A 12,252-nucleotide genomic window follows, 5' to 3' on the forward strand; every position below is an offset into this window, starting at 1 on the left:
AAAAACAAAAAAGCGTATCTAAAAATGGGTAAGGTCGAATTCTCTGGATTTGAATATATTCGGCCTAAAGACTAAGATCCCTCCCGAGATGAAGGCCAGAAGTTCGGGTAAACAATTTGGCCCGAAATAACGTGTCTACTATCTGAAAATATACACCTTAGCTTCCAAATGATCAAATAGTTGATTCAAAGCAAACTCGACTTCGCCTTCTATTGACTTAAAATCTGCGAGATTTATCATGATTTGTTAATTAAGATCCTTAGACGAATGTAAATATCCTGCATAAAACTAAAAAGCCCTTTACTGTTATTTGCTTTCTTCGTTTTTCAACTCCAAAACCTTTTTTTGACAACTGCCAGGTTTTTAACTTCCAGATAAGCCTGCCTTACACAGGCTATAACAAAATTGTCATCTTACTTCTATATATGGACATGATTTTAAACCAAAGATGCAATCATTCATCTAATCTCCATCATGCAAACTGCAACACTATATATTCGTGTAAGCACTGATGAGCAGGCACAAAAAGGATACTCACAGCAAAGTCAAAGAGAACGTTTAGAAAAGTTCTGTTTCGCTAATAAAATTCAAATCTTACAGGTCGTATATGAAGATCATTCAGCAAAAACCTTCAATAGGCCCGAGTGGTCAAAATTATTCTTAAGCTTAAACTGTAATAGGGCAAACAGACCCAACTTTATTTTATTCTCAAGATGGGATAGATTCAGTAGAAACGCTGCTGATGCATATTTCATGATTGAGAGGCTTAAAAAGATGAACATTGAAACCAAGGCCATTGATCAACCTCTTAACCTAGCTATTCCAGAAAATAAAATAATGCTCGCTATTTACCTTGCAACATCCGAAGTAGAAAATGACAGGCGAAGTTTGAATGTCAGACAAGGTATGCGTAAAGCAAAACAAGAGGGACGATATATGTGTCATGCACCGATAGGATATATGAATATCACCTTAATCGATGGCAAAAAATGCATAATACCCAAAGAGCCAGAGGCGACCTTTATCAAGAACATTTTTATCGAATTGGCGAAAGGATATCATTCCACACGTTTTATTTATAACGAAGCAATAGAGAACGGATTTAAATGTAGCTCAAATAATTTCTGGCTGATGATCCGAAATCCTATTTATTGTGGTAAGATCATAATTCCGGCGTACGAACAAGAAAATCGGTATTTAGTAAATGGCCTGCATGAAAAATTAATATCTGAAGATGTCTTTAAACAAGTTCAACAGGTACTAAATAACAATGCAAAACCACAACGTAGAACCAAAACTAATAATCAACTACCATTAAGAGGTTTATTAACATGCCCACTATGCTTTAAGATCCTAACAGGTAGTGCCTCGAAGGGTAGAAATACGTATTACCATTACTACCACTGTATGAATGGTTGTAAATTCCGAATTAGAGCCGATTCTATGGATGAACTGGTACTAAAAGAGTTAATACAGTTAATTCCCAGGAAATTCTATTTATCTCTTTTTCATGTGGTCTTACAACGTGTTTATAACAAACATTTCGGCGAAGCTTCAAATACACAATCTCAAATCTTTAAAAGTATAGAAAGAACATTTGAAAGGCTAAACAAGGCCAAGGAACTTTTATTATCAGGTGAAATAGACAATGATGACTATTTGGCAATAAAAACCGATTGTGAATACAAAATCAACTGCATAGGAACTAGTTTGAACAACGCAGCGTTTATGATTTCAAAAGCTGAAAAAATAATAGCTGAAGCTATGCACAAATTCTCAACTATCTCTTTAACCTACCAACAATTTGAAACTACATACAAAAGAAAAATAATCGACCTCTTAACCGACAAACGGATACTTTGCGATGATAAGAACTTTCATATCCTTTTCACAGATGCAGTCAAATTCATTTACAATTTAGAGCATGAAAATTCGGATACTATTACTGAAATCCAAGCAATTTCCGATTCAAATTCAGTAGAAGAATTTGTTTACTCGAAAGAATCTGAGGAAATAATAAAGTTTGAAAACAACAATAACCGAAGTATTGAGTCTAGAAATGCACAAAATATTATATTTTTCCTAGAGAGCTTTGCAGAACTGGTCATTCATAGTTAAAAAATGAATTACTTTACTGGGGATAAAAATTTCTAAAATCAATGTCTAATCACCCGCTATTAACTGTTTTTTATTAAACCGACAATTTTACTCTACTAGGGATATATTGCTTTGGTTCGACTCTCTTTAACTCACCCTTCCGGATATCGAACCCTTTTTTAGAATTTTGATTAAAAAAAACAAAGCAAACATCTATATATCAGCATATTAAATAAAATAATACTTAAAAATTTCTAAAAACACTAAGATTTTAAATGTCAAAAATCAGCCAATCCCAAAAAATTGTAATAATCTGAATACCAGATATATGAATAAAAAAAAGAGGGAATTTCATTGCTGAAATCCCCTCTTTCCGTGGTGCACTTGTAGGGATTCGAACCCCAAACCTTCTCATCCGTAGTGAGATGCTCTATCCAATTGAGCTACAAATGCGTTTTTTTTATTAATTCCGTTTCGTTAACGGACTGCAAAAGTAATGCTTGAAATTCAAAATAACAACATTTTTTATAAAATTATTCCAAACATTACCCTTACAGAACTGTATTATGCTTCTACTGCTTTCTTAATTGCATCAAAATCAGGCATATTACCTGCATCTTCTAAAACTTCAGAATGGATAATTTTTCCTTCTTCATCCACAACAAAAGCCGCTCTTTTAGAAACTCCCTTTAAATTAAAGACGAAATCTTCGTAAAATGCACCATAAGATTGTGATATTTCTTTGTTAAAATCCGAAAGTAAAGGAAACTGGTAAGCCTGATCCTCTTTAAATTTAGCCAAAGTAAAAGGAGAATCTACGGAAATACCTACAACTGCAGCATTCATTCCTTCATAATAACCAAAACTATCTCTCATAGTACATAGCTGAGCAGTACAAACACCTGTAAATGCCATCGGAAAAAAGTGTACTACAACTTTTTTACCTTGATAATCCGAAAGAGACACCTCTTTCAACTCTGAACTGAATAATTTAAAATCCGGGGCTTTATCGCCAACTTGTAATGCCATATTGTAATTAAGTTTATTTTTCAAATATAAATTTGTGTACGATTTGTTTCAAATCAAAAACCAAAAAATGACCGCTTGGTAACTACTTCTTTAATTGATCATCCAAAATTGCCAGTCCTTCCTCAAAACTGTGAGGATTATATCCCAGGTCATGGATAGACTTATCTAATACAAATCCTGTTCTTACCGGTCGTTTTGCAGTTTGATTAAGCGTTGCTGCACTGACCTCATGAATTAAGCTTTTATCAAGTTTCCAATAATCTGCTACTTTTTCGACCAATTCACAAACACTCATCATGTCTTTTCCAGAAGCATTATATATCCCCTGCGCATCTTTCTCAACCGCTAGCAGACAACAATCAGCTAAATCCTCAGCAAGCGTAGGCATTCTCCACTGATCGTTAACCACATTTATTGGAGCGCCTTTTTCTAAAGCACCCTTAGCCCATAAAACTATATTACTCCGACTCATATCACTCACTATACCATATACTAATATAGTACGCAATATTGCCCATTTGCATTTCGAAGCTTTAACAGCTTCCTCCGCTTCCACTTTTGTTTCCCCATAATAACTTAAAGGACTAACAGCAGCCTCTTCTGTATAAGGCCCATTAGCACCATCAAAAATAAAGTCGGTTGATAAATGCACCAGTTGGATATCATATTCTTCGCAAATGGAGATCAGGGTTTTTACTGATTCTACATTTAACTGATAGGCGAGTTCTTTTTGATCCTCACAAGTATCCACATTGGTTAAAGCTGCGGTATGAATAATCGCATCAGGTTTATAACGTTCTATAACTTCCCTAACATTCTGAGGATCCAGAATATTCATTTCAGCATAAATATACCCATCCTTAACAGGAAAACGATCCCCTCCTTTTGATGTTGCAATTAGCTTAAATTGCTTCGTAGTAAATAACCGCTCCGTTATTTTTTGACCTAAAAGGCCGTTACTTCCTGTTACAAGTATGGTTTTCATTTATGTTTCTTTACAATTTTCAACAACCAATAATACAGCAAAAATCACTATTTAATGCGTTAAAAGGCATAATTCGAGCCTCAATAATACTCGCTAAAATATTGATTAAAAAACTGTGGAAAAACTTTTTATTTATATATGTATTTCTTGTATAAAAATTTTAACTTTGCAAACCGAATTGTAGGCCCATAAAACAGCCTTTAACAAATTGATATTTATAATTTTACCCAAAACAATATATGCCTAACATTGGAAAAATAGCGCAGATTATAGGACCGGTAGTTGACGTGAGTTTTGCTGACGATGCTCATTTACCTCAAATTTTCTCTGCATTAGAGATTGAAAAAGAAAACGGACAGAAAGTCGTTTTAGAAGTTCAACAACATCTTGGTGAAGACCGCGTACGTGCAATCGCAATGGACTCGACCGATGGTTTGGTTCGTGGAATGAAAGCATTAGACACTGGTGCTCCTATTCAAATGCCAGTTGGCGATCAAATTAAAGGTCGCTTATTCAATGTTGTTGGTGAAGCTATTGATGGTATTAATACTGTTAGCAAAGCTGGTGGTAGACCAATCCACAATGCCCCTCCAAGATTTGATGAGTTATCAACTGAAACTGAAGTACTTTTCACAGGTATTAAAGTAATCGACTTACTAGAGCCTTATGCTAAAGGTGGTAAAATCGGTTTATTTGGTGGTGCTGGGGTAGGTAAAACAGTATTGATCATGGAGTTGGTAAACAACATCGCAAAAGCTTACGCTGGTCTATCTGTATTTGCCGGTGTTGGTGAGCGTACTCGTGAAGGTAATGACCTTTTACGTGAGTTTATCGAATCTGGTGTAATCAACTACGGCGAAGATTTCCTTCATTCAATGGAAAAAGGTGGATGGGACTTGAGTAAAGTTGATACTGAAAAATTAAAAGAATCTAAAGCAACATTGGTTTTCGGTCAAATGAACGAGCCTCCTGGTGCACGTGCTCGTGTAGCATTATCAGGATTAACAGTTGCTGAATATTTCCGTGATGGTGATGGCGAAGGCGCTGGAAAAGATATCCTTTTCTTCGTTGATAACATCTTCCGTTTCACTCAGGCTGGTTCTGAGGTATCTGCACTATTAGGTCGTATGCCTTCTGCTGTAGGTTACCAACCAACCCTAGCTACTGAGATGGGTTTAATGCAAGAGCGTATTACTTCAACTAAACGTGGTTCAATTACTTCTGTACAGGCTGTTTATGTTCCTGCGGATGATTTAACTGACCCGGCTCCGGCTACAACTTTCGCCCACTTAGATGCTACAACTGTATTGTCTCGTAAAATTGCTGAGTTAGGTATCTATCCTGCTGTGGATCCATTGGATTCTACATCACGTATCTTGTCTCCAGCTGTTTTAGGTGATGAGCACTACAACACAGCTCAACGTGTTAAAGAAACATTACAACGCTATAAAGAATTACAAGATATTATTGCAATTCTTGGTATGGACGAGTTATCTGAAGAAGATAAATTAGTTGTATCACGTGCACGTCGTGTTCAGCGTTTCTTGTCTCAGCCTTTCCACGTTGCTGAGCAATTTACAGGCTTAAAAGGAGTTCTTGTTGACATTAAAGATACCATCAAAGGATTTAACATGATCATGGATGGTGAAGTTGATGAGTATCCAGAAGCTGCATTTAACTTAGTTGGAAGCATTGAAGAAGCTATTGAAAAAGGTAAAAAACTATTAGCTGAAGCAAACGCTTAATTTTTAAAGCGTACATAATATATATATGACACTAGAAATATTAACCCCAGATAAGAAAGTTTTTGAAGGTGACGTAACAGCAGTTACTGTTCCGGGTACAATGGGTTCTTTCCAGATACTACATGACCACGCACCTATCATCTCTACTTTAGAAGATGGACCTGTAATTATTAAATGTAAAGCTGGCGATCAAACCTTTAACATTAAAGGTGGCGTAGTTGAAGTTTTAAAAAACAAAATTATTGTGTTAGCCGAAGGGGTTGCCTAATATTTAATCATACAATATTTAAAATAGCCTGTATCATAAATTGATACAGGCTATTTTTTTATACCCAATCGTCATCTCGATGCTAGGAGAGATGACGGAAAAAACACCTTCCAAAAAAACAACATTCCAATCAACTTTTTCAAGGTTTTCCACATTTTAGGAAGAAAACTCACTAATTTATAATGCTAGCATAACACCTATACCGAATACCGATTTCATATTTGGTATAGCAGCCACCACGTTAAGATATGAAAATGACATTAAATTAAGAACATTATTTTAAATAAATCAAAAATAACAGAATTATATTTTTTTTCATTTATTTTCATTAACCTATTGATAGTTTAACCGCCAAGAGGTAAATTGGATTCTATAAAACAACAAGAAATTAAACAACGATATGAACCTTTCAATCAACGTCTTATTTACTGTAATTGTCAATGTAATTCTCCTACTGATTATTCAGAAGGAAAAGGCGCTATAAAGGAATTTTAATACTTAAAATATACTAGAGCGCCACCACAAGTGGCGCTTTTTTAATGAAACATCTAAAATACAAAAAACATACCTAACAAAAAATGCAATATTTCAACTCAAATACCATTCTTTACCTAAATGGGCGGTTCGAAAAAGCAGCCGATGCAAATGCCGATTTGTATGGTCAGTCGTTACACTACGGCTATGCAGTTTTTGAAGGGATAAGAGCCTACGGCACTCACAACGGCACCCGTATTTTTAAAGCAAGAGAACATTTCGAAAGATTAAAACGTTCTGCAGAATTAGTACATATTCCATTTACATGGGACATCAACAAATTAATAAAGCAGACTTACCGATTATTAGAAATCAACAACTTAAAGGATGCTTATATCCGTCCTTTAATATACTGTCCACCAGCCATGTCATTAGTTGCAGCAAAAGAAGCTTCGATCATGATTTGTGTATGGGATTGGGACGCTTACCTTGGACATAAATTGCTTAAAGTTTCAATCTCAAGCTATGAGCGTCCAAACCCTAAGTCCACTCCTATTGAAGCTAAGGTTAGCGGTAACTATGTTAACTCTATACTAGCTACTACAGAAGCCAAGAGCAAAGGATTTGATGAAGCTTTATTACTTGATATGTATGGTAATATTGCCGAAGCTCCGGGCGCTAACATCTTTATCGAAAAAAATGGCAAATTGTATACCCCTCCTCTAGGAAACATTTTGCCAGGAATAACCCGCGCTACGGTAATAGAGCTATGCCATATTTTAGATATAGAAATTGTTGAAAAACATTTAACTGTAAAAGATCTGAAACATGCAGATAGTGCATTTTTCTGTGGTACTGCTACAGAAATTGCAGGAATAGCATCTGTCGACGAATATATATTCCCATTAAAATGGACAGAGAGTGTTGGCGCAACAATACAACGTACCTATAGATCATTGGTATTAGAAAAACAGAATTACGAAGTAATCATATAACTATTATAATAAGTAAATAACAAAAAAGACCTAACCACATAATATGTCACAAACACCAGAAATCAATCGCTACAGTAAAACTTTTACACAAGACCCAACACAACCGGCTGCACAAGCAATGTTGTACGGAATTGGTTTAACTAAAGCAGATATGGATAAAGCTCAGGTTGGTATTGCCAGCATGGGATATGATGGAAACACCTGCAACATGCATTTAAATGATTTAGCCAAAATTGTTAAAGATGGTGTATGGAAAAATGACATGGTCGGTTTAACATTCAGCACTATTGGTGTTAGTGATGGGATGTCAAACGGAACTGAAGGAATGCGTTATTCTTTAGTATCAAGAGATGTTATTGCAGATTCAATTGAAACCATTTGTGGTGGACAATACTACGATGGATTAATCACTATACCTGGTTGCGATAAAAACATGCCAGGCTCTATCATGGCAATGGGTCGTTTAAATCGCCCATCTATCATGGTTTACGGTGGAAGTATCCACTCTGGAAACTACCAGGGAAAAGCGTTAAACATTGTTTCAGCTTTTGAAGCACTGGGACAAAAATTAGCTGGTAACTTAGCAGAAGAAGATTTCCAGGGTGTAATCAAAAATGCTTGCCCTGGTGCTGGTGCATGCGGTGGTATGTATACAGCTAACACTATGGCTTCTGCTATCGAGGCTTTGGGTATGAGTTTGCCTTATAGCTCTTCTTACCCTGCATTAAGCGAAGAAAAAAGAAATGAATGTTTAGAAGCTGGTAAAGCCATCAGAGTTTTATTGGAAAGAAACATCCTTCCTTCAGATATCATGACTGATAAAGCATTTCACAATGCTATCGTAACTGTAATGGTTTTAGGTGGTTCTACAAATGCAGTGTTGCACTTAATTGCAATGGCTAAATCTGTAGGCTTAAACTTACAACTTAGCGATTTCCAAAAAATCAGCGACAGCACTCCTGTACTTGGCGATTTAAAACCAAGTGGAACTTACCTGATGGAAGATTTACATGAAATTGGTGGTGTACCTGCTGTTTTAAAATATCTGATAAAAGTTGGCTTAGTTCATGGTGATTGTATCACTGTTACAGGTAAAACCTTAGCAGAGAACGTTGCTGATGCTGTAGATCTTGACTTTGATAAACAAAAAATCATATTCCCTATAACTGACCCTATTAAAGAAACCGGACACTTACAAATGCTTTATGGTAACCTTGCAACTAAAGGTTCTGTGGCTAAAATCAGTGGTAAAGAAGGAGAGAAATTTACCGGCCCAGCCCGTGTATTTGACGGAGAGAAATCCCTGATGGCTGGAATCCAGAGTGGACGCCTGAAAAGTGGAGATGTGGTCGTGATCAGACAGGTTGGTCCTAAAGGTGCCCCTGGTATGCCTGAGATGCTGAAACCTACTTCATTGATTATTGGTGCAGGCTTAGGTAAAACTGTTGCTTTAATTACAGATGGTCGTTTCTCTGGTGGTACTCACGGTTTCGTGGTAGGTCACATCACTCCTGAAGCATGGGATGGCGGAAACATTGCGCTAGTTCATGATGATGACATCATTACTATTGATGCAGTAAACAACTCAATAGATGTCCATTTAACTGAAGAGCAATTGGCAACCCGTCGTGCGGTTTGGACACAGTTACCACCGCCCGTCACCAAAGGAGTACTCTATAAATACCTTAAACAAGTAAGCAATGCAAGCGAAGGCTGTGTTACAGATGCTTACACTGACTAATTAATTAGAAACCCCTATACCTAAATATACAACAATGGATACAGCACACGAGGAAGCAACAACCTTAACAGAACCTAAAAAAACAACTACTGTTTCAGGCTCTGTAGCTTTATTGGAAGGTTTAATAGCCGAAGGTACCGATACTATTTTTGGTTACCCGGGCGGAGCCATCATGCCTATTTATGATGCGCTATACGATTACAAAGAAAAACTACAACATATTTTAGTACGCCATGAGCAAGGCGGCACACATGCCGGCCAAGGTTATGCACGTACTTCAGGTAAAGTCGGCGTTGTTTTTGCAACCAGCGGTCCTGGCGCAACCAATCTGGTAACAGGTTTGGCTGATGCTCAGATAGACAGCACCCCTATGGTTTGCATCACAGGTCAGGTTTTTGCGCACCTTTTAGGTACTGATGCGTTTCAGGAAACTGATGTAATTAACATCACTACTCCAGTAACAAAATGGAACTATCAGGTAACTGATGCCAATGAAATCCCTAGTGTACTTGCAAAAGCTTTTTACATTGCACGTAGCGGTAGACCAGGTCCTGTTTTAATTGACATCACCAAAAATGCGCAGTTACAAATGTTCGAATATGAAGGATACACTCCTTGCGAACATATCCGTAGCTACCGCCCAAAACCTTTAATCAGAAAAGAATATATTGAGCAGGCAGCAGCGTTAATTAACAGCGCAAAAAAACCTTTCATCTTATTCGGACAAGGTGTATTATTAGGTAATGCAGAGCAAGAGTTTAAAGCTTTTGTAGAGAAAACAGGTATTCCTGCGGCATGGACAATATTAGGTGCAGGTGCTATCCCTACAGATCACCCATTAAACGTTGGTATGCTTGGTATGCATGGTAACTATGGCCCTAACGTACAAACCAACTCTTGCGATGTTTTAATTGCAATAGGAATGCGTTTTGATGACCGTGTTACCGGCCGCTTAGATAAATATGCAAAACAGGCTAAAGTTATCCATTTGGATATCGACCCTGCCGAAATTGATAAAAACGTAAAAGCAGACGTTCCGGTTTGGGGCGATTGTAAAGAAACGTTACCGTTATTAACTGCACTAGCTGAGCAGAAAGAACACACTGAATGGGTAGAAGAATTCAGAGCCTATGATAAAACTGAGCAAGAAACTGTCATACAAAAAGAACTAAACCCTGAAACTGGTGAACTTACCATGGGCGAGGTTATCAATAAATTAAATGAGTTAACCAAAGGTGACGCTGTTATTGTTACCGATGTTGGTCAACATCAAATGATTGCTTGTCGTTATGCTAAGTTTAACAAAACCAGAAGTAACATCACTAGCGGTGGCTTAGGTACTATGGGCTTTGGCTTACCAGCTGCAATTGGGGCTAAGTTTGGTGCTCCGGATCGTACAGTAGTTGCCATTATTGGTGATGGAGGTTTCCAAATGACTTGTCAGGAATTAGGAACCATTATGCAAAGTGGCATCGATGTTAAAATCATGATTTTGAACAACAGATTCTTAGGAATGGTTCGTCAGTGGCAGCAATTGTTCCACGAAAAACGTTACTCTTTTGTTGACATAACCAGTCCTGATTTTGTAAAACTTGCTGATTCATATTACATCGCAGGTAAAAAAGTTTCAGAGCGTGAAGACCTTGGTGCAGCAATAGACGAAATGTTGAACCACAAAGGTTCTTACCTTTTAGAGGTAATGGTTGCCAAAGAACACAACGTGTTCCCAATGGTTCCACAAGGAAGTAGTGTAAGCGAAATCAGACTTAAATAATTAAAGATCATGAGCAATTCCAACGACATAGAAATAACCGGAAAACAGGAATTTACGATTACTGCATATACCGAAAATAGAATCGGCATACTTAACCGTATAGCCATCATCTTCTCAAGAAGAAAAATTAACATTGAAAGCTTAAACACCTCTCCTTCAGAAATTGAACACATTCACCGTTTCAATATTCTGATTCATGAAACTGAAGAGGTTGTTCGCAAGCTTGCCCGTCAGATAGAGAAACAAGTTGAGGTATTGAAAGTATATTACAATACCAACGAGGATATCATCTGGCAAGAACTGGCATTATATAAAGTGCCTACTGATACCATCGCAGAGAAAGTATCAGTAGAGCGTTTACTTCGCGAAAATGGCGCAAGAGCAGTAGTGATCCGTAAAGATTATACTGTTTTTGAAACTACCGGACACAGAGAAGAAACCGATAAACTAATAGAGGTTTTACAGCCTTACGGTTTAATTGAGTTTGTTAGAAGTGCAAGAGTAGCGATCATTAAAGATAGCGATGGCTTTAACCGCAAACTTAGAGAGTTTGAGCGTAGAGAACCGGGAGAGGATGTGATTGAAAATGAATTCCTTGATAAAGAGAAAAACGTATTTAGCATGTAATTCGCTAAAAGCGAATCAACATTATAGAACTATAAGATGGAGAATTACCTTTTTGCAACGATAAGACAAACAAGAAAAAACTTTATTGAGTTGATCGAAACATCAACAATTGAAGAATTAAATGAGGTACCTGCAGGTTTTAACAACAATATGATCTGGAATTTCGGACATATAATAGTAAGTCAGCAATTGCTTTGCTATAAGCTGGCCGGGCTTACCCCTACTATCGACCCTCAGTATATCTTGTCTTACCAAAAAGGAACAAAACCAGAAAAGTTCATTGAAGCTGAAGAAATAAATGATTTAAAAAAACTGATGCTCAGTACTATTGATGACCTGGCTAAGGATTTACGCAATAATGTTTTCGTAACTTACCATGCATTTACTACCAGTTATGGCGTAGAATTAAACAGTACAATTGAAGCAATTCAGTTTTTCCCGATACATGATGCCTTTCATTTTGGCTGTGCATCATCAATTAAAAAAGCAATAAATAATAAGTAAATAAGAACCTTAA

The 12,252-nt window shown here is 36.9% G+C and carries 10 protein-coding genes and 1 tRNA gene; 8 read left to right on the plus strand and 3 right to left on the minus strand.

Annotated elements, in window-relative coordinates; genetic code table 11:
- Window positions 1-474 precede the first annotated feature (474 nt).
- On the plus strand, window positions 475-2,118 hold the full coding sequence (locus tag J1905_RS03520; protein WP_214225847.1) for a recombinase family protein: 1,644 nt from the start codon (window positions 475-477) through the stop codon (window positions 2,116-2,118).
- Between the two features lie 355 nt (window positions 2,119-2,473).
- On the opposite strand, the gene J1905_RS03525 is transcribed toward J1905_RS03520, so the two are convergent.
- The 3 genes from J1905_RS03525 to J1905_RS03535 all read right to left on the minus strand — a co-directional run bounded on the left by J1905_RS03525 (window position 2,474) and on the right by J1905_RS03535 (window position 4,111).
- A tRNA-Arg gene (locus tag J1905_RS03525) sits at window positions 2,474-2,550 on the minus strand.
- Window positions 2,551-2,661: 111 nt separating this feature from the next.
- Window positions 2,662-3,126, minus strand: coding sequence for a redoxin domain-containing protein (locus tag J1905_RS03530; RefSeq protein ID WP_214225848.1), 465 nt, complete (start codon window positions 3,124-3,126; stop codon window positions 2,662-2,664).
- Window positions 3,127-3,208: 82 nt separating this feature from the next.
- Window positions 3,209-4,111, minus strand: coding sequence for an SDR family oxidoreductase (locus J1905_RS03535; protein WP_214225849.1), 903 nt, complete (start codon window positions 4,109-4,111; stop codon window positions 3,209-3,211).
- Window positions 4,112-4,350: 239 nt separating this feature from the next.
- Here J1905_RS03535 and atpD point away from each other — a divergent pair, with 239 nt between their 5' ends.
- The 7 genes from atpD to J1905_RS03570 all read left to right on the plus strand — a co-directional run bounded on the left by atpD (window position 4,351) and on the right by J1905_RS03570 (window position 12,239).
- Entirely contained in the window at window positions 4,351-5,856 is a 1,506-nt protein-coding gene (atpD, locus tag J1905_RS03540; RefSeq protein WP_108203331.1) for a F0F1 ATP synthase subunit beta, read from the plus strand.
- 25 nt (window positions 5,857-5,881) lie between these two features.
- Complete coding sequence (atpC, locus tag J1905_RS03545; protein ID WP_108203330.1) at window positions 5,882-6,124, plus strand: ATP synthase F1 subunit epsilon; 243 nt, start codon at window positions 5,882-5,884, stop codon at window positions 6,122-6,124.
- A 578-nt stretch (window positions 6,125-6,702) separates the two neighbouring features.
- Window positions 6,703-7,593: a branched-chain amino acid transaminase gene (locus J1905_RS03550; RefSeq protein ID WP_214225850.1), complete on the plus strand. Its 891-nt coding sequence runs from the start codon at window positions 6,703-6,705 to the stop codon at window positions 7,591-7,593.
- Window positions 7,594-7,636: 43 nt separating this feature from the next.
- On the plus strand, window positions 7,637-9,334 hold the full coding sequence (gene ilvD / locus J1905_RS03555) for a dihydroxy-acid dehydratase (RefSeq protein WP_214225851.1): 1,698 nt from the start codon (window positions 7,637-7,639) through the stop codon (window positions 9,332-9,334).
- Window positions 9,335-9,368: 34 nt separating this feature from the next.
- On the plus strand, window positions 9,369-11,108 hold the full coding sequence (gene ilvB / locus J1905_RS03560) for a biosynthetic-type acetolactate synthase large subunit (protein WP_214225852.1): 1,740 nt from the start codon (window positions 9,369-9,371) through the stop codon (window positions 11,106-11,108).
- A 9-nt stretch (window positions 11,109-11,117) separates the two neighbouring features.
- Window positions 11,118-11,735 carry an acetolactate synthase small subunit gene (gene ilvN, locus J1905_RS03565; protein WP_214225853.1) on the plus strand — a complete coding sequence of 206 codons (618 nt, stop codon included), beginning with the start codon at window positions 11,118-11,120 and terminating at the stop codon, window positions 11,733-11,735.
- A 36-nt stretch (window positions 11,736-11,771) separates the two neighbouring features.
- Entirely contained in the window at window positions 11,772-12,239 is a 468-nt protein-coding gene (locus J1905_RS03570) for a DinB family protein (protein WP_214225854.1), read from the plus strand.
- The last annotated feature ends 13 nt before the right edge of the window (window positions 12,240-12,252 follow it).

The sequence above is a fragment of the Pedobacter sp. B4-66 genome, assembly GCF_018492665.1.
In the GTDB taxonomy this organism is placed as follows: domain Bacteria; phylum Bacteroidota; class Bacteroidia; order Sphingobacteriales; family Sphingobacteriaceae; genus Pedobacter.

What these genes read in the sequence shown, in the direction of transcription:
- atpD (WP_108203331.1), top strand. Translation starts at nt 4,351, where the DNA reads ATGCCTAACATTGGAAAAATAGCGCAGATTATAGGACCGGTAGTTGAC.
- J1905_RS03520 (WP_214225847.1), top strand. Translation starts at nt 475, where the DNA reads ATGCAAACTGCAACACTATATATTCGTGTAAGCACTGATGAGCAGGCA.
- J1905_RS03535 (WP_214225849.1), bottom strand. Translation starts at nt 4,111, where the DNA reads ATGAAAACCATACTTGTAACAGGAAGTAACGGCCTTTTAGGTCAAAAA.
- J1905_RS03570 (WP_214225854.1), top strand. Translation starts at nt 11,772, where the DNA reads ATGGAGAATTACCTTTTTGCAACGATAAGACAAACAAGAAAAAACTTT.
- atpC (WP_108203330.1), top strand. Translation starts at nt 5,882, where the DNA reads ATGACACTAGAAATATTAACCCCAGATAAGAAAGTTTTTGAAGGTGAC.
- ilvN (WP_214225853.1), top strand. Translation starts at nt 11,118, where the DNA reads ATGAGCAATTCCAACGACATAGAAATAACCGGAAAACAGGAATTTACG.
- J1905_RS03550 (WP_214225850.1), top strand. Translation starts at nt 6,703, where the DNA reads ATGCAATATTTCAACTCAAATACCATTCTTTACCTAAATGGGCGGTTC.
- J1905_RS03530 (WP_214225848.1), bottom strand. Translation starts at nt 3,126, where the DNA reads ATGGCATTACAAGTTGGCGATAAAGCCCCGGATTTTAAATTATTCAGT.
- ilvD (WP_214225851.1), top strand. Translation starts at nt 7,637, where the DNA reads ATGTCACAAACACCAGAAATCAATCGCTACAGTAAAACTTTTACACAA.
- ilvB (WP_214225852.1), top strand. Translation starts at nt 9,369, where the DNA reads ATGGATACAGCACACGAGGAAGCAACAACCTTAACAGAACCTAAAAAA.